The 22403-nt window shown below is 39.7% G+C and carries 22 protein-coding genes and 1 pseudogene; 15 read left to right on the forward strand and 8 right to left on the reverse strand.

Translation table 11 applies throughout. From position 1 onward, the window contains the following. Positions 1-41: 41 nt before the first annotated feature. The gene (locus CE058_RS12345; RefSeq protein ID WP_163142982.1) at positions 42-824 is read right to left on the reverse strand and encodes a C39 family peptidase; all 783 of its coding nucleotides are present in this window, start codon (positions 822-824) and stop codon (positions 42-44) included. 197 nt (positions 825-1021) lie between these two features. Here CE058_RS12345 and CE058_RS12350 point away from each other — a divergent pair, with 197 nt between their 5' ends. From CE058_RS12350 to CE058_RS12360, 3 genes are all read left to right on the forward strand, one after another. Continuing rightward, the gene (locus CE058_RS12350; protein WP_048010655.1) at positions 1022-2236 is read left to right on the forward strand and encodes an EAL domain-containing protein; all 1215 of its coding nucleotides are present in this window, start codon (positions 1022-1024) and stop codon (positions 2234-2236) included. A gap of 75 nt (positions 2237-2311) precedes the next feature. Next, positions 2312-2551 carry a hypothetical protein gene (locus CE058_RS12355; RefSeq protein ID WP_048010654.1) on the forward strand — a complete coding sequence of 80 codons (240 nt, stop codon included), beginning with the start codon at positions 2312-2314 and terminating at the stop codon, positions 2549-2551. A gap of 259 nt (positions 2552-2810) precedes the next feature. After that, positions 2811-3512: a DUF3993 domain-containing protein gene (locus CE058_RS12360; RefSeq protein ID WP_163142985.1), complete on the forward strand. Its 702-nt coding sequence runs from the start codon at positions 2811-2813 to the stop codon at positions 3510-3512. A 38-nt stretch (positions 3513-3550) separates the two neighbouring features. On the opposite strand, the gene CE058_RS12365 is transcribed toward CE058_RS12360, so the two are convergent. Further along, positions 3551-3787 (reverse strand): glutaredoxin family protein, encoded by a 237-nt coding sequence (locus CE058_RS12365; RefSeq protein ID WP_048010652.1) that lies wholly within the window; start codon positions 3785-3787, stop codon positions 3551-3553. Positions 3788-3847: 60 nt separating this feature from the next. Further along, on the reverse strand, positions 3848-4798 hold the full coding sequence (locus CE058_RS12370; protein WP_163142988.1) for an MBL fold metallo-hydrolase: 951 nt from the start codon (positions 4796-4798) through the stop codon (positions 3848-3850). Between the two features lie 183 nt (positions 4799-4981). Between CE058_RS12370 and CE058_RS12375 the strand changes: the two genes are divergently transcribed. The 7 genes from CE058_RS12375 (at position 4982) to CE058_RS12400 (ending at position 10868) form a co-directional block, all read left to right on the forward strand. Beyond that, positions 4982-5218, forward strand: a complete 237-nt coding sequence (locus CE058_RS12375) for a YkuJ family protein (protein WP_035328567.1) — start codon at positions 4982-4984, stop codon at positions 5216-5218. Positions 5219-5497: 279 nt separating this feature from the next. Then, on the forward strand, positions 5498-5641 hold the full coding sequence (locus tag CE058_RS24770; RefSeq protein WP_175609180.1) for a hypothetical protein: 144 nt from the start codon (positions 5498-5500) through the stop codon (positions 5639-5641). Positions 5642-5712: 71 nt separating this feature from the next. After that, positions 5713-6159, forward strand: a complete 447-nt coding sequence (gene cbpB / locus CE058_RS12380; RefSeq protein WP_048010650.1) for a cyclic-di-AMP-binding protein CbpB — start codon at positions 5713-5715, stop codon at positions 6157-6159. 131 nt (positions 6160-6290) lie between these two features. Then, the gene (locus tag CE058_RS12385) at positions 6291-7790 is read left to right on the forward strand and encodes an MDR family MFS transporter (RefSeq protein WP_163143185.1); all 1500 of its coding nucleotides are present in this window, start codon (positions 6291-6293) and stop codon (positions 7788-7790) included. A 145-nt stretch (positions 7791-7935) separates the two neighbouring features. Continuing rightward, on the forward strand, positions 7936-8820 hold the full coding sequence (locus CE058_RS12390; RefSeq protein ID WP_048010649.1) for a transcriptional regulator CcpC: 885 nt from the start codon (positions 7936-7938) through the stop codon (positions 8818-8820). A 102-nt stretch (positions 8821-8922) separates the two neighbouring features. Continuing rightward, positions 8923-9633, forward strand: a complete 711-nt coding sequence (gene dapD, locus CE058_RS12395) for a 2,3,4,5-tetrahydropyridine-2,6-dicarboxylate N-acetyltransferase (RefSeq protein ID WP_048010648.1) — start codon at positions 8923-8925, stop codon at positions 9631-9633. A gap of 110 nt (positions 9634-9743) precedes the next feature. Beyond that, on the forward strand, positions 9744-10868 hold the full coding sequence (locus CE058_RS12400) for an N-acetyldiaminopimelate deacetylase (RefSeq protein WP_163142991.1): 1125 nt from the start codon (positions 9744-9746) through the stop codon (positions 10866-10868). A 227-nt stretch (positions 10869-11095) separates the two neighbouring features. Here CE058_RS12400 and CE058_RS12405 read toward each other — a convergent pair whose 3' ends face one another. Continuing rightward, the gene (locus CE058_RS12405; RefSeq protein WP_048010646.1) at positions 11096-11956 is read right to left on the reverse strand and encodes a mechanosensitive ion channel family protein; all 861 of its coding nucleotides are present in this window, start codon (positions 11954-11956) and stop codon (positions 11096-11098) included. Between the two features lie 242 nt (positions 11957-12198). Here CE058_RS12405 and CE058_RS12410 point away from each other — a divergent pair. The 3 genes and pseudogenes from CE058_RS12410 to CE058_RS12420 all read left to right on the forward strand — a co-directional run bounded on the left by CE058_RS12410 (position 12199) and on the right by CE058_RS12420 (position 16611). Continuing rightward, positions 12199-13952: pseudogene (locus CE058_RS12410) on the forward strand (ABC transporter ATP-binding protein). An 11-nt stretch (positions 13953-13963) separates the two neighbouring features. Continuing rightward, positions 13964-15787 (forward strand): ABC transporter ATP-binding protein, encoded by a 1824-nt coding sequence (locus tag CE058_RS12415; protein WP_048010644.1) that lies wholly within the window; start codon positions 13964-13966, stop codon positions 15785-15787. Between the two features lie 164 nt (positions 15788-15951). Then, entirely contained in the window at positions 15952-16611 is a 660-nt protein-coding gene (locus CE058_RS12420) for a potassium channel family protein (protein WP_048010643.1), read from the forward strand. Between the two features lie 74 nt (positions 16612-16685). Here CE058_RS12420 and rnjA read toward each other — a convergent pair whose 3' ends face one another. Together rnjA and CE058_RS12430 are read right to left on the reverse strand one after the other, a co-directional pair. Beyond that, positions 16686-18353 (reverse strand): ribonuclease J1, encoded by a 1668-nt coding sequence (gene rnjA, locus CE058_RS12425; RefSeq protein WP_035328584.1) that lies wholly within the window; start codon positions 18351-18353, stop codon positions 16686-16688. 3 nt (positions 18354-18356) lie between these two features. Next, complete coding sequence (locus CE058_RS12430; protein ID WP_048010642.1) at positions 18357-18569, reverse strand: DNA-dependent RNA polymerase subunit epsilon; 213 nt, start codon at positions 18567-18569, stop codon at positions 18357-18359. A gap of 611 nt (positions 18570-19180) precedes the next feature. Here CE058_RS12430 and CE058_RS12435 point away from each other — a divergent pair. After that, entirely contained in the window at positions 19181-19957 is a 777-nt protein-coding gene (locus CE058_RS12435) for a Cof-type HAD-IIB family hydrolase (protein ID WP_048010641.1), read from the forward strand. A 67-nt stretch (positions 19958-20024) separates the two neighbouring features. On the opposite strand, the gene def is transcribed toward CE058_RS12435, so the two are convergent. Beyond that, a complete protein-coding gene (gene def / locus CE058_RS12440; RefSeq protein ID WP_048010640.1) occupies positions 20025-20576 on the reverse strand; it encodes a peptide deformylase in 552 nt (183 codons plus the stop codon). Positions 20577-20752: 176 nt separating this feature from the next. Then, on the reverse strand, positions 20753-20887 hold the full coding sequence (locus CE058_RS12445; protein WP_082139011.1) for a YjcZ family sporulation protein: 135 nt from the start codon (positions 20885-20887) through the stop codon (positions 20753-20755). A 264-nt stretch (positions 20888-21151) separates the two neighbouring features. Here CE058_RS12445 and CE058_RS12450 point away from each other — a divergent pair, with 264 nt between their 5' ends. Further along, on the forward strand, positions 21152-21820 hold the full coding sequence (locus tag CE058_RS12450; protein WP_048010638.1) for a YkyA family protein: 669 nt from the start codon (positions 21152-21154) through the stop codon (positions 21818-21820). The last annotated feature ends 583 nt before the right edge of the window (positions 21821-22403 follow it).

Below are 22403 nucleotides of genomic sequence, written 5' to 3' on the forward strand. Positions count from 1 at the left end.
ATATAAAAGCCGGCTGAATTGTTTTCAGCCGGCTGGCATATCTATTGATAGCTTACAGCTCTCGACTGCAAAGCCTTCCATGATGAAATAAATCGTTCTTTTGAAACCTTCACCTGTTTTTTTCCTGAAAGGGGGTCGTTTAGGAAAACAAACTGATCATTATACCCGACCAATACGACTGCATGAAGATCTAATGGAGTTTTAATGGTTTTGCCGGAGTGAGTCCAGGATTCCCAGCGGTCAGGAAGCCTATAATCTCCTGTCGTCCAGACGACAGCAGGATATCCTATGGAAACATGCATAAGAACTGCATCAAAATCCCGGCCGGTTAAATTAACGGCTCTTCCTGGCAGGTATTTATTCACCAATTCTTCAATTGGTTTATCGAAAACTGCGTATCCGGCAGTTCTCCCTGTCATATCACCCACAAATCCTTCTTCAGGATTACCCCATTTTAAAATATCACCTTTTGAGCGAATCAGCGGATCATTATCTTTTTTTACTGCATCATACAAATCCATTTTCCCGACTTTGACACCTGCATGCTGCAGAAGCATTGTCAAGCTGGTTACTTCACATCCATACTTCAATTCGGGATTTTGTCTGATTAGTGGAACATCAATAATGACAGATCGTTTTTTAACAGCCGTAGTGGTGTCCATATTTTGGGCTGTTACTTTCTGCTGGTCCTTTTCTGCGTTGACAGGTATTTTAGCAGTCAGCTCTCTTGAAACCATGCCAGTCTCTTGTACAGGACTGGCCGGTTCTGAATGTCCGCAGCCAAGCAAAGGAATAAGAAGGGATATAAATAGGAAGTTCCTCATGAAATACCCTCTTTCTTTTGATGTCCTGATATTAGCTTGTGGAGTATAACACGGCAATATGATGCAAAGCTTTTGCCAAACAAACATGTTTCATCAAGAAGTGGAATTTATATTTTGAATAGTAAAAGTTTTAAGCGAGTATGGTATAATAACTCATTAATCGCAGTTTCACTTTATTTACATAGGGAGGCTAGGACATGGATGCATTGGATATCCTTACAGATTTGGATAATGTATTTCCCTATTTCCAGCCAATATTCAGTGCAGATGAGCATCGTGTCATTGGTTATGAGGTATTAGGCCGATATAAAGGTTCTAATGGGGTTATCAGTCTGGGGCCATTCTTCCAGGATGAGAATATTCCCGAAGAATTCCGGATTGAGGTAGATTATGAAATATTAAAAAAGGCTCTAGGCAAGGCGCAGCATCTTGATAAAGATGTTCTGATTTTTATAAATAGAGATGCTGACTTGCTCATGTATAACGATGGGGAACAATTTTTGAATACCCTCCAGGAATATGAAAAAAAAGGCATAAGCCTTGACCGGATTGTATTGGAAATTACCGAAAGGAATTACAAGGGAGATATTGACCATCTGGACCATCTTTTAAATTACTACAGGACATATGGAATCAAGTTAGCAATAGATAAACTTGGAAATGAAAGCAGTCATCTCGATCGAATCGGACAATTGGCTCCTGACATTTTAAAGGTGGATCTGGAGTCCATGAAATCCAATGCATCTGCTTATAATTTTAATGATATCCTCTATTCCTTATCCATGCTTGCCAGGAAAATTGGAGCTAGCTTGCTTTTTGAAAATATTGAAATGGTTTACCAGCTTCAATATGCATGGAAAAATGGTGGCCGCTACTATCAGGGATATTATTTGCAAAAACCTGCAGAAAATTTTCCGGATAGAGATATACTAAAGGAAAAGTTACGAAACGAATGTCACCGGTTTATTGTGCATGAAAAGAAAAAATTGGAATCGCTGTATCAGGTTACACTTGAGTTCAATGACAAGCTGATTGATTTTGTAAATAAAAATAAAAAGGTTATTGCTTATGAAGAAACCTTGGAGCAGATTGCCCTTCTTTTGGACGGGGCAGCTTTTCGCCTGTATATCTGCGATGAAGACGGATTTCAGAAATCTGCGAATTACTTCAAAAGGGATGGAGGATGGTTAACCCAAAATGAATATCTACATAAAAATTGGAGCTGGCGTCCGTATTTCCTTGAAAATATAATGAAAATGCGAATAAATAAAAAGGGCATCCTCTCTGATTTATATACCGATATTGAGACAGGTGAAACCATAAGGACTTTTTCCTTTCCTCTTAATGCCAGTGATTACTTATTTGTGGATTTATCATATGAATATTTATATGAGCATGATGGGTTACTATAAGATTAAATATTAAGTATAAACATGCTTGGTTTGAGGAAATGTAAGTGTAGAACTTTCCTCAAGGAGAGATTAACCATGAGCATGTATACATTGATCATACTACTGATCGGACTTGGGATACTTGTATATTCCTTAGTTTACACTTTGTTTATTGGAAAAGAAAGAAAGGCAGTAAAGGGTGATATCGATGCAGAACTGCCGGATAATGTTCAAAAGCATGCATATATCAGAAATCCTATTTTTTTGACATATGCCATTTGTTTTGGAATCCTTCTTGTCATGATTACTTATTTTGCACTTACATGGACTTGGTAAAGGCCCTCCACTTGGAGGGTCTTCTTTTGACGTATAGAAATGAAATTGATCAATTTACAATATTTACATCCAAATTAATTATGGGCTTTTCCATCTGCTGCGTTAATTCTTTGTCAATACGGGTAGATTCTTAACAAGAAACGAATTTTTCTGTCAAAACACACGGGAATTTGGGGAACGAAAGCAGGTATCAGGAAATTTATTTGCTGGTAAAATTGAGGGTACAAACTAAGTGATCGATAAAGAAAGGGAGAGTGGAATGTACAAGCATATAACAGGAATTATTATCACAATTGCAGTCATGATCGCAGCGATTCCTTCTCATACTTATGCCGAGAGAGATACTAATAAAGAAGAGGTTTACGAATTCCTGCAGAATGCCTTTCAAGCACAGGTTGAGCTTAGCGGGGAAGAGCGAAGCATGAATGAAGTCGATGAATTGCTTGAGCCATATTTTTCTGAAGAAGCTAAAAATCAGTTTCTGAAAGAAAACCTTGTTTTGGAAAATGGCAAATACTTTACTCTTGGAGGAGATGCAGCGGCATACTACATTCCGTTTTTCACGTATTCGGATAATACAAAAGTTGTGGAAGAAAAAGGGAAAGTCTATGTGTATGAATATTTTCCGGAAAACCATGAAGGACCGGTGGGGTATGACAGCCACTATGAGGGAATTTTGCTGACGGAGCAAGGAGGGAAGATGAAAGTCGTTAAATTCCTGGGTGAAAATATTCCCGGGAAAATAATAAAAAAAGCTGAGGGTGGGCAAAAAACGGCAAAACAAACCTCTTTTAAAACTCCTGAAACAAATTGGCAAAATAAGCCTTCCTATCAATTCGGATTTCTGTTAAATCCATTTGATGTCATGTTTCGGTCAGGAAGCATGCTTTTATCAGATAACCAAGGTATATTAGCTTTGTTTGAACAGCAGGAGCTGAACGGACAGCTGGCAGCCAATTAAAAGAGCTTAAAAGCTTACCGGGCTTTTAAGCTCTTTTTTTATTCCATTCCCAGAACTGATCTAAGTTTTTCCAGGTCAAATCCTCTAATGACGGTATCCCCGATCACCACAGTTGGCGTAGAAAAGGAGCTAAACTGCTTTGTCAGCTCTTTATGTGCAGCGGCATCTTTTTTTATGTCTTTAATTGTATAGGCATATCCATTCTCATTCAAAAACATTTTTGTGATTTCACAGGGCGGACAATCCGGCTGTGTATATATAACAATCTCTTTCAATGTTTGTATCCTCCGTGTCTTTTGTTACTCTATCATAAAGCAGGATGATCCAGCAGGCAATCAGTTTGCCTTATGCAGGTAATCAATCAATCCCATCGAACAGACAGCTATGTCTACAGAAAGAACCTCGTATACAGGATGGTCAGATGGAATGCCTTTATCATTAAGATATGTTTTAACTTTCTCTTTGAGGATGGCTTGTGCTGCCTGTGACTGCTGATCAATTGAGCCCCCGCCGGAAAAGGCAATTTCCCCTGCGTTCATGAAAATCTTAAGCCAATCCTTTATTTGCCTGTAGACTTCTTTAGGGGTTGAACTCATGCCGTAATGGCCAAAGAAAATGAGTTCAAGGTCCATTTTTTCGTACATGTCAATGGATTCGAGCATTTTGCCTGGACTGAATTGGTTTGGTGAAGTTGAGGGCAGATACAATTCAATCCCGAGCTCTTTCAACTGCGGATAAAATACACCAGCTGTATCTCCCGTAAACATCCCATTTAAGGCAGGGTGAAAGATACTGAAGTGGTGATTGGCGTGTCCGGGCGAATTATAAAATTTTAGGGTGCAATCTGGACTTATTTCAAGTTCTTCTTCATGTTCTTTAGTGATAATCTTATCCTCTGGAACAGGCAATATTGGATTAAACAGTCCATCGAATTGATCACCATAAACTGCTTTTGCACCGGTAATTAAGCGTGAAGGGTCTGCTAGGTGCCTTGCACCCTTCGGGTGGACTATTACCTTTGCGTTTGGACAGTGAGTTAATAATAACCCTGTGCCGCCCGCATGATCAAGATGAATATGTGTCACGATGATATAATCAACTTCCTCCGGTGTAAAGTGAAGCTGGTTCAGTCCTTCCAAAATGTAGGGGATAGAGGGGCTGGCCGAGGTTTCAATCAAAGTCAGCTTTTGTTCTGTTAAGACATATGTACCGGTACGTTTTTCCATTGATAGGTCAAAATCATCAATTAAATATAGGTTTTCCGCTAATTTTTCAGGTTTTGCCAAAAAAAATCACGTCCTTTATAAAGCTTTTGCTTGTACAAACACCTGACAATATTTTATTCTGTTAATATTGGTATGTAAAGCATTCAGCTTGAATATTCTGAATTTATTTCTTAAGGATAGAAACATGCCAAAAGAGAAACCTAAATGTTAATTATGGGTTTTGTTTTGGAAAGGAGAGAGAGCATGTCACAGCTTCAAGGTATATTAACTCGCTTAAAGAGCTTACAGGAACAAGCAACAGGCGGAGAGCCAATGCAACGATTTTTTGAGGTGAATGGTGAAAGAAAATGCCAGGTAACTTTTCATCCGAAAAATGAAACATTTGAACTGGAAGTATATAACGATAAAGAAAAGCCAAAAAGATATCAATTCGACAACATTGATATGATCACAATCGAAATTTTCGATTTGATTCAATAATTCACCACATACATAAGGGGCCTTTTGGCCCCTTTTCTTATATGTGCTTTAATAATAAACCAATTGCCAGAGGTGTGAAATGTATTACCTGCTCATGATTATGCTGTTTTTTACTGTTCTTCTTTTGCTTGCAGATTTAATTAATACAAAAAGAGAAGTAATACGGATCAGGAAAACTCTTGAAGAAATGAAAGAAATATTAAAAAACAATAAGACTTGAAAAAATAGGCATTGAGAATAATAAGCAGTATATGATCCTTTAAGTTGAGGTGAAGCAGAATGATGCCAACTGTAACATGTCCGAGCTGCAGGGCAGAAAAAGAAATTGATGCCGTACTAACTGCACAATCCAATCAAAATGTTATTTTTCATTGTCCTGACTGCGGCTATGAAGTTAAAGACATTCAAACCAGTAAAGGATAATAGGCGCAAAATGCCGGAGACTGTGATAAAATGGTTAAGAAGCATAACTAATTTTTGAGGAGTTTTCGGTGATGATCAGTCTTCATAGCGAGGAATTTTTAGAATTTAACATTAGTGATTTCATGATTCCTTCTGAACGGGTAGCACATGTGCAGGTTGGCAATAACCTGGAGCATGCCCTCTTAGTACTAACGAAAAGCGGATACACAGCTATTCCTGTACTGGACCCTCAATATAAGCTGCAGGGCTTAATTAGCACACCCATTATTATGGATTCCATTCTTGGTCTTGAGCGGATTGAGTTTGAGCAGCTGGAGAAAAAAAGGGTTGAAGAGGCTATGAACGCAAATATTCCAAGGCTTGATGTTGAATCTTCTATACAGCAATCCATCGCGCTATTAGTTGACCATCCATTTGTTTGTGTTGAAAACAAGGAAGGCTACTTTGAGGGAATACTTACCCGCAGAACAGTATTGGATCAACTAAATAAACATATCAGACGATTAAATAAACAATAAAAATCAGCTCCCCCCAGTGGGAGCTTGCTTTATTTTCAATTGAGTATTCGAGTATTCAGGCGGGTTTATAGCCGTTATTTTCGGGTTTATTCATGGAGGGGAAATACTTGAGTCAAACTTTACATAAAAAAATGCCTCAAGGAAAGAGGAAAGTGACCAAAAAGCCTTTTGTGCTGGCTTCAGTAATGCTTGCCATGTTTATGGGGGCCATTGAGGCAACCATAGTGTCAACTGCGATGCCTGCCATTGTTGGGGATTTAGGCGGATTTGCTTTATATAGCTGGGTATTTTCAGCATATCTGTTAATGAATGCTGTGACTGTTTTGATTTACGGCAAGCTTTCAGACTTATTTGGACGGAAACCCGTTTTAACGTTCGGGATTATCATTTTCTTAATTGGTTCCATATTATGCGGTTTTGCGCAATCGATGACTGCACTGATCATTTTCAGGTTAATCCAGGGCTTTGGTGCCGGAGCCGTAATGCCGATTGCAACAACCATTGTCGGGGATATTTATACTAAAGAGGAAAGGGCACAGGTGCAGGGTTATTTATCAAGCGTATGGGGAATTTCAGCTATCATGGGCCCGGCAATAGGCGGACTGCTGGTTGAATTCGTCAGCTGGCGATATGTTTTTTGGGTAAACATTCCGCTTGGCATCATGGCTATTGCAGGCTTATGGCTTTTCCTCCATGAGAATGTGGAAAGGAAAAAACACGAGATCGATTATGCAGGAGTTGTGCTATTAACTGTTTCCATTTCATCTCTCATGTTTGTGCTTGTGGAGGGAGGTACCAATTGGGCATGGAATTCCATTGAAGCCATCAGCCTTTTAGCGGTCAGTTTAATTGCCTTTATTTTATTTATCCTGCAGGAACAAAAAGCTGCAGAGCCAATGATGCCCTTTAATATATGGAAGGAGAAGCCAATATTAATCGCTAATTTGGCTTCCTTAACAACCGGTGTCATGCTTATAGGGATTTCCAGTTTTCTGCCTGCATTTGTACAGGGTGTCATGGAAAGATCTCCGATAGTAGCCGGCTTTACACTTACCACGATGTCGATTGGATGGCCGATTGCTTCTGCAGCGGCAGGCAAGCTGCTTTTAAAAATTGGTTTTAGAAGTACATCTGTCATAGGCGGAGTGTTTTTGATAGCGGGGAGTATTATGTTTGTTACCCTCACTCCTGAAGCGGGACCCGTATGGGCTGCAGCGGGGAGCTTTCTGGTGGGGGCAGGCATGGGCTTGACCACTACAGCTTTTATTGTATCCATTCAGAGTACAGTGGAGTGGAATCAAAGGGGCATTGCCACTGCTGCCAATATGTTTATGAGAAATCTGGGCAACACCATTGGAGCAGCCTTGCTGGGCGGAATTTTGAACAGTCAGATCAAATCATATATACAGAAGAATGGTGAAGGCATAGACGCCAGCTTGTCGTTAGATTCAGCAAATGTATTATTAAATGAAGATGCGAGAAACAGCATGGATGCGGGAATAAAGGAAATTCTGCAAAATGGCCTTACCGTTTCGCTTCATTCGGTTTATTATGCAGTGCTGTTATTTGCAGTGATAAGCTTCTTATTGGTCATTGCACTGCCGAAGCATGAAAAGGAAATCGCCGATTAGGCGCCTGTAAATCTCTGCATTTATCGTGCAGAGATTTTTTATGTTACACTTCTGGAACTTTATCTCCCAAACCATTATCGATGATAAAGAAATTCAAAAGTAATTAAGATATACTATAAGAAAAAGTTATGAAGGGAAGATGTTTATGTCTTCACTAACAGAATTTCATCTATTATCGGTACTGGCACAGGAAATGAATATGAGAAAAGCGGCTGAGCGTTTATTTGTATCGCAGCCGGCGCTTTCACAGCGCCTTGTGAATATTGAAAAGGAATGGGGCAACAAGCTATTCCTCCGCTCCCAAAAGGGATTGTCTCTGACACCGGCTGGAGAAATTGTTATTCAATTTGTAAATGAAGTTCTGGCCAAGGAAGAAAAAGTGAGGGAGTCAATTACTGCCCTTAATTCGGAGGTTCATGGAACTTTAAAAATTGCAGTTGCTTCAATTGTTGGACAGAATTGGCTGCCGCAGGTTCTTAAAAAGTTTGTCAGCCGCTATCCCCAGGCAAAAATATCTCTGATTACCGGCTGGAGCAGTGAAATATTAAAATCTCTTTATGATGATCAGGTTCATATTGGAATTATCAGAGGAACTCCGGATTGGAAGGGGATTAAAATCCCTTTATTTAAGGACAGTCTTTATCTGGTTGATACAGAAATTACAAGGCCGGAGCAGGTTCTTGAAACAGATCGGCCATTTATTCAGTTTAAGAGTGATTCAAACTATTATCAGGAAATTCAGGACTGGTGGCTGCGGCAGTTCAAAACTTCTCCAAAAAGAACAATAGTAGTTGACCAAATTGAAACATGCAAGCAAATGACTTTCAATGGAATAGGGTACGCCATTCTCCCGGCCATTACGCTGAATGGTGCAGAGAAAAATATTTTTAAGATCCCGCTGCTTGACGAGAATAATTTGCCGATTAAGCGTGATACGTGGCTTCTGGGATACGAATCGGCCTTTCAGCTCAAGCAGGTGCAGGCATTTGTTGAGTTGATAAAGGAGCACATTGAAGAAGAAAGACAGTGAAACCCCATTTTTTCTTCCGTCATTTTTTTTTCTTGTTTTCAGCGCTTTTGTTTGTTAAAGTAATTCTAGTTGCAATGTTATACATAGAGGAGGATTTTTATTATGAAAATGATGGATGCCAATGAGATTATTTCTTTTATCCAGAACAGCACAAAATCCACACCTGTAAAGGTTTATATTAAAGGTGATTTAGAGGGAATCGACTTCGGAGCTTCAGCTAAGTCCTTTGTAAATGGCAGTACCGGAGTAGTGTTTGGTGAATGGTCTGAAATTAGCCAGGCTATTGAAGCAAACCAGTCAAAAATTGAAGATTATGTAATTGAGAATGACCGCAGAAACTCTGCGATTCCATTGCTTGATATGAAAAATATTAAAGCGCGCATTGAGCCGGGTGCCATCATCCGTGACCAAGTAGAAATCGGGGATAACGCTGTAATCATGATGGGTGCCTCCATAAATATCGGATCCGTGATCGGTGAAGGCACAATGATCGATATGAATGTTGTACTTGGCGGAAGAGCTACAGTCGGCAAGAATTGCCATATTGGAGCAGGAACTGTATTAGCAGGCGTTATTGAGCCTCCTTCAGCAAAACCTGTTGTTGTAGAAGATGATGTAGTAATCGGAGCCAATGCAGTGGTTCTCGAAGGTGTAACTGTTGGCAAGGGTGCTGTAGTTGCTGCGGGTGCCATTGTCATTGACGATGTACCCCCATATACAGTGGTGGCAGGCACACCAGCTCGTGTGATTAAAGAGATTGATGAAAAGACTAAGTCTAAGACTGAAATTAAGCAGGAACTTCGCCAATTATAATAGTTTAAAAAGCGTGGATCTCGATCCGCGCTTTTTCTAAAGGGATAATTCATGATTGCTATTTGTGTGAAGGAATATATAGGGGCATTTTTAAAAAGGGGGAAGATAGTTTGGTCACAAACAATCCATTCGTTTCATTACGGCGGGAGCTGCATAAAATACCGGAGTTAGGGTTCCGTGAATTTAAAACACAGCAGTTTCTATTAGATTACCTGTATTCTCTCCCTCAGGACAATTTGGAAATAAAAACTTGGAAAACGGGTATTTTTGTGAAAATCAGCGGCAGGAACCCATCCAGGATGATTGGGTATCGTGCTGATATAGACGGCCTTCCGATTGTAGAGGAGACAGGTCTGCCGTTCAAATCCGAGCATAGTGAACAAATGCATGCCTGCGGGCATGATTTTCATATGTCTATTGCACTTGGCCTAATAACAAAATTCATAGAAGAACGCATTAACGATGATTTATTGTTTATATTTCAGCCAGCTGAAGAAGGGCCTGGCGGAGCAGAACCTATGCTTAAATCTGAAATAATGAAGGAATGGAAACCGGATATGATATTGGCCCTCCATATTGCTCCGGAATATCCTGTCGGAACCATCGCATTGAGGGAAGGCTTGCTTTTTGCAAATACGTCGGAGCTATTTATTGATTTAAAAGGAAAAGGGGGACATGCCGCATATCCGCATAATACCAATGATATGGTCGTGGCAGCATGTGCCCTGGTCAGCCAGCTTCAGTCCATCATTTCGAGGAACGTTGACCCCCTTGACAGCGCAGTCGTTACAATTGGAAAAATAACAGGTGGCACTGTTCAAAACATCATAGCTGAAAAAGCAAGGCTTGAAGGTACCATTCGCACTCTGTCTCCAGAATCAATGAAGAAGGTGAAAAGCAGAATTCAGGCACTTGTTAAAGGTATTGAAGTTGGGTTTGAATGTGAAGCTTCAATTAACTACGGAAGCATGTATCATCAGGTTTACAATGAGGAAACCTTAGCAAGGGAATTCATGGATTTTGCACGCACCAATACAGACATAAAAGTGGTTGAATGCCGTGAAGCCATGACAGGTGAGGACTTCGGCTATATGCTTGAAGAAATTCCGGGCTTCATGTTTTGGCTTGGAGTCGACTCAGAATATGGACTTCATCATGCCAGACTTAATCCGAATGAAAATGCAATCGAAACTGCAATTGAATTGATTGCAGCATATTTAAAATATAAAGGCTAAAGCATATATAACTATAATAAAGCTGATTTCATAAACCCTTTTAGGATCTGCGAAATCAGCTTTTTTGCTTTCTCTTTATCGCAGTCTAACGGGCAGTAAGACCCCCATTACAAGATTCAGAGGAGCCAATGGGGGATAAGTGGGGGTCAAACTGCCCGTAAAGGCCCGATTGGTTCAACTAACAATCAGTGGGGATAAAGAAAATCCCCACTGATTGATGTTTCACTTTATCCGGCAGCACTATCTGTTCCTGCCTGTTTTTGAATCAGCACCTGATGGGGGAATGGAATTTCAATACCGCTGGCATCCAAAGCTTCCTTCAGCGCTTTTCTAAGCTGCCGTTCAACAGCCCACTGTTCCATGTTTTCAGTCTTGGCAATGATTCTTAGTACAACATCAGATGAACCTAATGTTTGGACACCAATGACATTCGGGCCCTCAACAATCGCCTGGTTTTCCTGAGCGATCCTGTCGCATGCTTCCTGAAGGACTGTGATAGCTTCATCAATATTGTCATCATAAGAAATTCCTATATCCACCAGTGCACGCATGTTTCCGCGTGAATGGTTGCTCAGACTGGTAATCTCCCGGTTCGGCAGGTAATGCAAAGTTCCGTCAAATCCTCGGATTTGAGTGGTTTTTAATCCAATCTGCTCCACTATTCCTGAGTAATTTCCAGTTGTTACATAATCACCTACGTCAATTTGCCTCTCCAGCAAGATAAAAAATCCTGTTACTACATCGCTGACAAGACCCTGTGCTCCAAAGCCGACTGCTAAACCGATTACCCCTGCACCGGCAAGAATGGCAGTTGCCTTTATTCCAAAAATTTGCAGAATCGTAACAGCGAAAATAAAAATAAGAACATAGGAGAATATGTTTTCAGCAAGACTTAGAAGTGTTTTCGACCTTCCGGGGGATATTCTTTCCTTTTTCGCAATCCCCTCAAAGCTTTTTTGGATGATTTTGTTCCCAGCTGATTTAACAATCACAAATGCAAAGTAGATAGCAGCAATTTTTAATAGAAGAAGGCCGGCATCAATCAGCAGGGCTTCCCAATTTAATTGTGAAAAATTTAGATATTCCATCTTCCACTGTCCTTTCATTAGTATTAAAGTCATCATTCTATCGTAACAGTGTTTTAGATGCAAACCTTAGCCTTCCAGCAGATTCATAATTTAGAGAACAACTGAGTCCTGATTATAAGTATGAATTTAAAAAAAGTGCTAAATCAACCAAAAAGGGGTGGAAAAATACTTCGAAACTCGATATATTTAATATTACGTTCTAACTTTTCTAATTTTTCCGCAAATTAAAAGGGGGAATGCAGATGGAAACATTTAAAAAGTTAAAGCAATATTATTGGCCATTAAACATTACTTTATTTGGTCCATATTTTTTCTGTTTATTGTGACAGCGATAACGGTTGTATATCCAATGATCCTGCAGGTGACCATTGATGAAGTTATCATAGGAGGGAATTATGGGTGGATCCCTTATTTGGCTTTAGGCTTTATTGCCATAATGGCCGTGAAGGGGGCGGCGACTTATATCCATCAGTACACTGGTGATTTATTTGGAATCACATCGGTCTATAAGCTTAGAAATGTACTATATGAAAAACTGCAGTTCCTGCCTTTCAGGTATTATGATAATGCAAAAACAGGAGATTTAATGTCCCGGCTTACTGCAGATGTTGAAGGATTCCGGTTCTTTCTTTCATTCGGATTTTCTGAACTCATTCGTTTTTGTTTATTGATCCTCATCAGTATGTCGGTCATGTTTTATTATTCTGTTCCGCTTGCTATTGTCACACTTATTACCCTGCCTTTTCTTGCAGTAGTAACCTTTAAATTCGACAAGGCTGTACATCCGGCTTTCCGTGGCATCCGGAAATCATTCGGGCGTCTGAATACAAAGGTTCAGGAGAATATAAGCGGGATTAATACTGTGAAGTCATTATCACGGGAAGACTTTGAGATTAATAAATTCAACGGCTCTAACAGCGATTACAGAGATAAATATCTCTTTACATCGGATATTTGGGCCAAATACTTCCCGTTAATGGAATTTCTCGGTAATTTAAGTGTCGTACTGCTTCTGGCTTACGGCGGTTATCTTGTTATGGCCGGCAGTCTGAATCCAGGGGAACTTGTCGCCTTTTACAGCCTTGTCTGGTATATTATGTGGCCAATTATGAACTTAGGCTTTATTGTTAACCTATTTTCACAGTCAAAAGCATCCGGAGAGCGGCTCATTGAGATTCTTGAAGCAGATAATGAGATTGAGGATACCGATTCATGTGTTAATACAGAGCGTTTGCAGGGAGATGTGGAATTCCGCAATGTTACCCTGAAATATACGAAGGATGACAATGATGCTTTATCAAATATCTCTTTTCATGCTGAGCCGGGAAAGGTAATTGGGTTAATCGGCTCTACGGGGTCAGGTAAAACGAGCTTAACACAGCTTATGACAAGATTTTATGAGCCGGTTGAAGGTAATGTGATGATTGATGGGATAAATGTGCAGGATTACTCTCTTCAGTCTCTGAGAAGCAACATCAGTTTTGTTCTTCAGGAATCTTTCTTGTTTTCTTCTTCGATTAAGGCAAATATTGCATTTGGGAAGCCTGACTCAACAATGGAGGAAATCATTGAAGCTGCCAAACGTGCACAGGCTCATGAATTTATCATGGAGCTTCCTGATCAATACGATACCGTTCTTGGCGAGAGGGGCATGGGGCTTTCAGGCGGCCAGAAGCAAAGAATAGCGATAGCAAGGGCTATTTGTGCTGATCCAAGCATTTTAGTTCTGGATGATGCAACAAGCGCCGTGGATATGGAAACAGAATTCAGAATACAAAAAGCTTTGAAAGAAGTAATGGCTGATCGAACTACTTTTATCATTGCCCACCGGATTTCTTCCCTTAAGCATGCAGATGAAATACTTGTGCTTGAGAGCGGGAGAGTGGCTGAACGGGGGACACATGAAAAGCTGCTTAAAAATAATGGCCCATATCAGCGGATTTACGATATTCAATATCAGGACCGCGATAAGGTTCTCCAATCAAATGCAGGCTAGGAGGTGCGTCATTGAAAAAAGCTAAAACAGAAAATGACAAAGTGTTAAACAGGTTCCAATATTCTGCTGACGAAGTGATCGAGAAGCCATTTAATTGGAAGCAGATGCTGCGATTATTCAGTTATATGGGGCCGTACAGGAAAAATTTACTCCCGCTCTCTATTATAATGGTATTAATAAATACGGCAGTCAGGCTAATCATTCCAATCATGATTGGTGTGTATACGTTAGATAAGGCATTAATTGAAAAAGACGGCCGGCTGCTTGCCGTCCTGGTTTCATTGATTGGAGCGCTTTACACCATTTCATACGCTGCAAACTACTTCAGGATTAAATGGATGAATAAGCTTGGCCAAAGTGTTATTTATGACCTTCGAAAACATTTATTTACACACGTACAGACACTTTCACATCGTTTTTTTGATCAGCGGTCAGCAGGATCCATACTGGTAAGGATCATGAATGACATTAATTCTCTCCAGGAGCTTTTTACTAATGGAGTCATAAATCTCCTGATGGATTTGATCATGCTGGCAGGGATTTTCATTATTTTATTTACACTAAGTCCGGAACTGACCTTGGCAATAATGGTCATCCTGCCCATCATGTTTTTTATTTCAACCAGTTTGCGGAGAAATATCCGCAGGTCATGGCAAACTGTCCGGTTAAAACAATCCAAATTGAATTCTCATTTAAATGAGAGTATACAGGGAATAAGGATTACCCAATCTTTTACACAGGAAAAAGAGAATATGGCATTCTTTGATGGTGTGAACACAGAGAACTTTGAAAGCTGGAGGGTTGCCTCCCAGAAAAACGCTATGTTCAGACCGCTGGTTGAATTGACCAATGCCCTGGGTACTGCTGTATTGATTTGGTTTGGAGCTCATCTGATTCAGACAGGGTCAATATCGATCGGCGTATTTGTTTCTTTTGCCTTTTATTTAGGGATGTTCTGGGAGCCTATTTCCCGGCTTGGTATGGTTTATAACCAGCTGCTCATGGGGATGGCTTCCTCTGAAAGAATCTTTGAGTTTCTTGATGAGAAGCCAATCGTATCAGAAAGAAACAATGCGGTGAATTTGCAGGAGATAGAAGGTAAGATAGAATTTGAGAATGTCACTTTTTCTTATGATGAAAAAAGAATAGCCCTAAATGAAGTTTCCCTTAAGATAAAAGCAGGGCAAACAGCAGCACTCGTCGGTCATACAGGATCTGGAAAAACAACGATAGCGAATTTAATCAGCCGTTTTTATGATCCCACAGGAGGCACTGTAAAAATAGATGGCTATGATTTAAAGGATGTTTCTTTATCAAGTTTGCGCAAGCAAATCAGTGTTGTGCTGCAGGATACTTTCATATTTTCCGGCACAATCTGCGATAATATCCGTTTTGGCAGGCCTGACGCAACGGATGAGGAGGTAGTGGAAGCAGCCAAAGCTGTCGGTGCACATGGATTCATTGAAAAACTTTCAAAGGGATATGAAACCGAAGTGGAGGAAAGAGGGAATGTTTTATCGGTCGGTGAGAGGCAGCTGCTCTCCTTTGCCCGCGCATTGCTTGCAGACCCGCGTATTCTTATACTTGATGAAGCTACAGCAAGTATTGATACAGAGACAGAGATGAAGATCCAGCAGGCATTAAAGACCCTTTTAAAGGGCAGAACGGCTATCATTATCGCCCATAGGCTATCGACTATTAGGGAATCCGATCAAATCTTCGTGCTCGATCATGGAAATATTTTAGAACAGGGGAATCATGAGGAATTGATGAATGCGAAAGGTGAATATTTCCATTTGGTTAAGGCACAATTTAATATGCTTGAAGCAATTTAATATGCTTGAAGCAATTTAATATGCTTGAAGTAATTTAATGAATAGATTAAAACCTCCAGACGGGGGTTTTACTTCTGTCAGGAAGTAATTCTAATAGCTATTCTGCTGTGTACACTATTATGGTATTATTGTCTATATTGCTAACTTGGCTGGGGGAAGATAGGATGAAGAAAGAATTTGCTGTAATTGGACTTGGACGTTTTGGAGGAAGCATCTGCCATGCTCTTGCTGAAGAAGGTATGGAGGTTATGGCGATTGATGTTAATGAAGACCGTGTGAATGAATTTGCGAGAGTTGCTTCGCACGCAGTAGTTGGCGATACCACTGACGAAACTGTAATCAAGAGTTTGGGAATACGCAATTTTGACCATGTTATTGTAGCGATTGGAGATAATATTCAGGCCTCTATCCTGACTACCTTGATTTTAAAAGAGGTGGGAGTTAATAAGATTACGGTTAAGGCGCAAAATGATTATCACGCTAAGGTATTGAGGAAAATAGGAGCCGATCATGTTGTGCATCCTGAAAGGGATATGGGCAGAAGGATTGCCCATAGTATTGTTTCAAATAATGTACTGGATTATCTGGAACTCTCTGATGAACATAGCATAGTAGAAATCGTGGCTAATGAAAAATTGGCCGGCCACAGCATTATAGATCTGGATATCCGGGCAAAGTACGGAATCAACATTGTTGCAATTAAAAGAAAAAATGAAATTATCGTTTCTCCGCAGGCGAATGAAAAAATACAATTTGACGATATTCTTATTGTTATTGGAGCAGACGTGGACATCAACCGGTTTGAAAAGAAAGTGATGTCTTAATAGGCAAAAGGCTGTATCTCTCTTTTGAGCGATACAGCCTTTTTTTAGTTTATATTTATAGCTCTTGGGATCTTTTAAACTTCCATGATAATCGGCAAAATCATTGGACGGCGCTTTGTTTTTTCATAAAGGAATGGTGCAAGCGTATCAGTAATTTCATTCTTGATTTCTGACCATTGAGTTGTTCTGCGTTCCATAACCTTGCTTAAGTGTTTTGTGATGAGTGCTTGTGCATCATTGATTAAATCTCCGGATTCCCTCATATAAACGAATCCGCGGGAAATTAAGTCAGGTCCTGCAGCAATTTTGAAATCCTTCATATTAATACTCACTACAACAACCACTAAACCTTCTTCAGAAAGAATGCGGCGATCTCGCAAAACAATATTTCCAATGTCACCGATTCCGCTTCCATCAATATAGACAGAACCAGACGGGATTTTTCCGGCTACCTGAGCAGAATCTTCGCTGAGAGCCAGAACTTCACCATTATCCATGATAAAGCAGTTCTCTTCCTCCACTCCGCAATCTACAGCCAATTTGGCATGCATTTTCTGCATTCTGTATTCACCATGAATCGGCATGAAGAATTTGGGCTTTATTAAACGAAGCATTAGTTTCTGTTCTTCCTGGCCGCCATGACCGGATGTGTGAATATCGCTTAATTTACCATAAATGACTTCGGCACCTGCACGGGAAAGTCTGTCAATCGTTCTGCTGACACTGATTGTGTTCCCTGGAATAGGTGAAGAAGAGAATACAACAGTGTCACCAGGAATGATCTGTATCTGGCGATGAGTTCCATTAGCAATTCTAGAAAGGGCCGCCATCGGCTCTCCCTGGCTTCCTGTACAAAGAATGGTCACCTGGTTCGCTGGTAGTCTGTTAATTTGATGTGCATCAATAAACGTATCTTTAGGTGCCTGAATATATCCTAGTTCCTGACCGATATTTATGGCTGCTTCCATACTTCTGCCAAAGACAGCAATTTTTCTGCCATTTGTAACGGCTGCTTCAGTTACCTGCTGAAGACGGTGGATATTAGAAGCGAAGGTGGCAAAGATAATCCGTCCTTCAACCTTGCGGAAGATGTCATGAATGCTGTCGCCAACTCGGCGTTCAGACATGGTGAATTCAGGTATTTCACTGTTTGTACTATCGGAAAGCAGGCAAAGGACGCCTTCTTTACCGATTTCGGCCATTTTCGTCAGGTTGGCAGGCTCTCCTACAGGGGTAAAATCAAATTTGAAGTCCCCGGTATGAACAACTTGTCCTGGCGGTGTTTTGACAACGATTCCATATGAATCAGGAATACTATGAGTTGTCCTGAAGAAAGTCACGGAAGTTTTTCTGAATTTAATGATATCGTCTTCCTTGATTTCATGAAGAGTGGTCTGTCTTAATAGACCGTGTTCTTCAAGTTTATTTCTCAGAAGCCCGAGAGCCAGCTTTCCGCCGTAAACCGGTATGTTGACTTCTCTTAGAAGGTATGGAATTCCTCCAATATGGTCTTCATGTCCGTGGGTAATAAATAATCCCTTTATCTTGTCTTCGTTTTTAACTAAGTAAGTGTAATCAGGAATAACATAATCGATTCCGAGAAGCTCGTCCTCCGGAAATTTGATTCCGGCATCAATCAGGATAATTTCATCCTGGAATTGAACCGCATAAGTGTTCTTTCCGATTTCGCCAAGTCCGCCCAGGGCGAAAACGGCTGTTTGATCATTTTTAACAAATTTCATAAATTACTCAATCTCCAATACTTTAAAGTCTTCACTTTGTTTTTCATAATCCAGGAAATCTCCTTGAACAGATGCTACAAATTCAATATTATAGTTGCGGTCAGCCAGCTTTTTGCGAACGTCTCTTTCAGAATCGCCTTCCACAAAGATCGTTTTTGTTTTTTCCCTAACCGGTACTTCTGTCTTGGACTCCTGATAATATACCTTAAAAATCATTTCTATCTCTCCTTAATCCGATAAAAAACTTTTATCTAATATATAAAAATAATAACATGTATTACATGTTTTTTCCTGCGGGATATGAATATTAATTCTCTTAGATGCTAATACGCTTCCGAATCTATGTAAAAAGTATACTGATAACCAATTTACAATAAGGAAGGAGCCCTTCGCAAGTTTGAAGGGCTCAAATTTGTCAGGCAATAGATTTTTTTCGAAGCATATCATTCCACTGTTTTAAAAGCTTCTTTCTCAGCTTCTTTAACATAGTGGATCAACTCCTTACTTTCTATTTTAAACGATCCTTGTCCAAAGTAAAGACAGCAAGGACGTTTTCACACGTTTTTTGTAATTAATGTGGCTGCTTTTCTTGCTGTCCAGCTCCACCGGGCTGCTTTTTTAGTCTGCGTCCTTCGCGGGCAAGGAGATTCCGCTTTTCTTAATTATATTATATGGTAAAATAACTGAATTTATCGTGGGTAAAAATGGAAATTGCCATTCTTTCTAGCAATGAAATTGACTTTTTCACTTTATGGGTTTAGTGTTTTATTACGATAAAATAGTAATAAAAGCCAGCAGAATACTGCTTGAAAGGAAGATTGTTTTATATGAAAAAGATTGTTTTCTTTGATATAGATGGGACCTTGTTGGATCACGAAAAAAATTTACCGGATAGTACGAAAGAGGCAATTGAAAAGCTGAAAAAGAATGGGACCTTTGTGGCGATTGCTACCGGCCGAGCTCCTTTCATGTATGAGAACTTGCGCAGTGAGCTTGATATTGATTCATTTGTCAGCTTTAACGGACAATATGTCGTATTTGAAAACGAGCCGATATACCGGAATCCTCTAAAAACGGCTGAAATTGAAAAGCTATATCGGCATGCACAGTCAAACGGACATCCATTAGTGTTTATGAATGAGAAAACAATGAAAGCCTCAGTTACCCATCATCCATTTATAGAGGAAAGCATGGGGAGCTTAAAGTTCACGCATCCTGAGGAAGACCGGGAGTTTTACAGCGGCAGGGAATTATATCAATCATTGCTGTTCTGCGAGGAAAAAGATGAGGAAAAGTATATTTCTTCATCTGCATATCCTGACTTTGGCTTTATCAGATGGCATCCATATTCCGTAGATGTATTGCCTGCTGGGGGGTCCAAAGCTGAAGGGATAAAGCAAATGATTAAAAGACTTGGATTTGATTTGAAGGATGTATATGCATTTGGAGATGGGCTGAATGATATAGAGATGCTGAATGCTGTCGGAACGGGGATAGCAATGGGCAACGCGGAAGAAGTGGTTAAGAAGGCAGCAGACCACGTAACATCAGGAGTGGACCAGGAAGGAATCTGGAAGGGACTAAAGGAACTCCAATTAATATAGCAGAGAAAAAGCCTCCGATTTCATAGCTGGAGGCTTTCTTTTGTAATGCTGTGAATGCATCGGCACTCTATCGTTCTACAGCAATGGCATTTTCGATTGGCTCAAAAGGATTTTGTTTGTTTATGTGATCATAAAACATGATTCCGTTTAAATGATCAATCTCGTGCTGGAAGACAATCGCAGGCAACCCTTTTAGCTTGAGTTTTATTTCATTTCCATCCAGGTCAATACCTTTAACAGTCACTTTTGAATATCGGGGCACAAAACCGGGTATGGATTCATCAACGGACAAACAGCCTTCTCCTGCAGCCAGATAAGACCGCTGCACAGAATGGCTGATAATCTTAGGGTTGAAGAATGCATAACTGAACAGCTCGCCGTTATAGGTTACATGGACAGCAATCATCCTCTTGGAAATATTAATTTGAGGAGCGGCTAATCCAATGCCTGCCCTTAATCCATATTTAGCAGCAAGCTCAGGATCCTGGCTGTTTTTTACATATTCCATCATTTCCCTCAGGATTTGTTTTTCCTCTGCAGATGGAGGCATGTTTACTTCCGCGGCAATTTTCCTTAATGTTGGGTGGCCGTCGCGTATAATATCTTGCATGCTCAGCATGATTATCACTCCCGCTATGTAATAAAGAATAAAAAAATGGCTAAATTGTTGGCAAGAAGACCATATGGCAAAGCCAAAGGTTTGCCAGGCATTACGTTAATATTAATATATTCAGTCTATCAGAGCGGCGGAAAAAAGTTAATAAGAGAAGGCGCTTTTGGCACCTTCTCAAGTAATTAAAACTTCCAGCAAGCGCAGCCAACTATGATTAAGAGAATGAATAATACTACAATTAACGCAAAGCCGTTTCCGCAGCCGGCACCCGCTACTGGATAACCGCATCCATAACCGTATCCGCCATATCCGTACATGAAGGATAACCTCCCTAAAGTAAGATTATCGTCCATTTTTTTTGCCTTGCCACATCGGACGATTAATATAGCCTATGTTTTAAATGATGAATGGTGTAGGCCTTTGCCCAAGTCATAAAGGAAAAACGAAGCGAATAAATTTTAAATACACTTCAAAAAAGGACAAACTGTGAACTGTTGTGAAAAGTGTCAAACCAAAGGGCTATTGTCAAACAGGGCGGGTACCTTTATAGTTAAAAATGTTATAAGTAAGGAGGTTTCAACGTGTCAATTTTGAACAAAAGCAGACTGTTGCTTGTTTTTATAATCTTAGCTATCTTCCTCTCAGGCTGTATGAACAAGCCAAAACCAGAGGAAAAAGTGTATGATGTTCTGGAGAATGTAGTTGAAAAAGAAAAGAACTTTGAAAAGCAGCAGGAACCGCTAGTAAGGCTGGAGAAAAGAGAAAAGGAATTATACGATAAAATTATCAACCTGGGAATGAAGGATTTTGAGGAAATTAAGAAGCTGTCTGACGAGGCTTCCTCGATTGTGGACCAGCGGAAAAATCATATGGAGAAAGAGCAGAAAAGCATACAGGCATCAAAAAAGGAATTTGAATCATTATCTCCGATCATAGAGGAAATAGAGAGTCAAAAACTGAGAGATAAAGCTAAAAAACTGCACGAAATAATGATGGGCAGATATAAAATACATGACACTCTTTATGAGGACTATTCAAAAGCGCTTAAACTGGATAAAGAGCTGTACGCAATGTTTAAAAAGGAAGACCTTACTCTCGAACAGCTTGAAACTCAAATTAGTGAAATAAATGAAATGTATGAAAAGATTCTGTCTTCAAATAAGCATTTCAATGAAAAAACAAAAGAGTATAATGAAGCAAAACTTGATTTTTATAGAGAAGCAGGGCTCGAAATAAATACAAAAGAATAATATTAATGCCGGCATGTAAATGCGCGGCATTTTTTGTTTTTTGTTTATTAATGCGTATGGAGACATCTGATCATTATGAATCCGCTTACTTAAATGTATGCAGACGTTTTTATTTCAAAATAATGACAGGTGAAATTTCTTTACTATAACACATGAAAATATAATAGTTTTTTATAATACAGATCAGGTGCAGACGTTAATACAGTTCTGGAATTTGATAAAAAATATAGAAAGTATGATAACTGTGAAAAACAAAAAGCAAGGTAATTGACGAAGGTCCTGAAGGTGTATTAAACTAAATCTCGTAAGTATTTCTGTATCAATTTTGTTGCAAAATAAACTAATACAGAATATGATAGTTAAAGATGAACAGAAAGACGTTTTTTTAGAAGTGATCTGTGGAACACTAGTTACAAGTATGCATATGGCAGAAAAGAACGTTCTGCTATTTAGAGATGCTAATAAAAACATGCCTGAAAAAGTACTTTTTTGCTTTTTGAAAGAGTATCTAATATGGCTTCGTTTTGGGTAACCTAAATTTTGTGTATAAAAACTCTTAATTAACGTCTTTTTATGAAAGGAA

The sequence above is a fragment of the Bacillus sp. 22-7 genome (assembly GCF_010628845.1).
GTDB classification, from domain to species: Bacteria; Bacillota; Bacilli; order Bacillales; family Cytobacillaceae; genus Cytobacillus; species Cytobacillus firmus_B.

Excerpts from the sequence above, each read along its gene's own strand:
- CE058_RS12345 (WP_163142982.1), bottom strand. The coding sequence starts at position 824 with ATGAGGAACTTCCTATTTATATCCCTTCTTATTCCTTTGCTTGGCTGC.
- CE058_RS12405 (WP_048010646.1), bottom strand. The coding sequence starts at position 11,956 with ATGGAATATCTAAATTTTTCACAATTAAATTGGGAAGCCCTGCTGATT.
- rnjA (WP_035328584.1), bottom strand. The coding sequence starts at position 18,353 with ATGAAATTTGTTAAAAATGATCAAACAGCCGTTTTCGCCCTGGGCGGA.
- cbpB (WP_048010650.1), top strand. The coding sequence starts at position 5,713 with ATGATCAGTCTTCATAGCGAGGAATTTTTAGAATTTAACATTAGTGAT.
- CE058_RS12360 (WP_163142985.1), top strand. The coding sequence starts at position 2,811 with ATGTACAAGCATATAACAGGAATTATTATCACAATTGCAGTCATGATC.
- CE058_RS24770 (WP_175609180.1), top strand. The coding sequence starts at position 5,498 with ATGATGCCAACTGTAACATGTCCGAGCTGCAGGGCAGAAAAAGAAATT.
- CE058_RS12430 (WP_048010642.1), bottom strand. The coding sequence starts at position 18,569 with ATGATTTTTAAGGTATATTATCAGGAGTCCAAGACAGAAGTACCGGTT.
- CE058_RS12350 (WP_048010655.1), top strand. The coding sequence starts at position 1,022 with ATGGATGCATTGGATATCCTTACAGATTTGGATAATGTATTTCCCTAT.
- CE058_RS12445 (WP_082139011.1), bottom strand. The coding sequence starts at position 20,887 with ATGTACGGATATGGCGGATACGGTTATGGATGCGGTTATCCAGTAGCG.
- CE058_RS12390 (WP_048010649.1), top strand. The coding sequence starts at position 7,936 with ATGTCTTCACTAACAGAATTTCATCTATTATCGGTACTGGCACAGGAA.
- dapD (WP_048010648.1), top strand. The coding sequence starts at position 8,923 with ATGAAAATGATGGATGCCAATGAGATTATTTCTTTTATCCAGAACAGC.
- CE058_RS12385 (WP_163143185.1), top strand. The coding sequence starts at position 6,291 with ATGCCTCAAGGAAAGAGGAAAGTGACCAAAAAGCCTTTTGTGCTGGCT.
- CE058_RS12355 (WP_048010654.1), top strand. The coding sequence starts at position 2,312 with ATGAGCATGTATACATTGATCATACTACTGATCGGACTTGGGATACTT.
- CE058_RS12420 (WP_048010643.1), top strand. The coding sequence starts at position 15,952 with ATGAAGAAAGAATTTGCTGTAATTGGACTTGGACGTTTTGGAGGAAGC.
- def (WP_048010640.1), bottom strand. The coding sequence starts at position 20,576 with ATGCTGAGCATGCAAGATATTATACGCGACGGCCACCCAACATTAAGG.
- CE058_RS12375 (WP_035328567.1), top strand. The coding sequence starts at position 4,982 with ATGTCACAGCTTCAAGGTATATTAACTCGCTTAAAGAGCTTACAGGAA.
- CE058_RS12435 (WP_048010641.1), top strand. The coding sequence starts at position 19,181 with ATGAAAAAGATTGTTTTCTTTGATATAGATGGGACCTTGTTGGATCAC.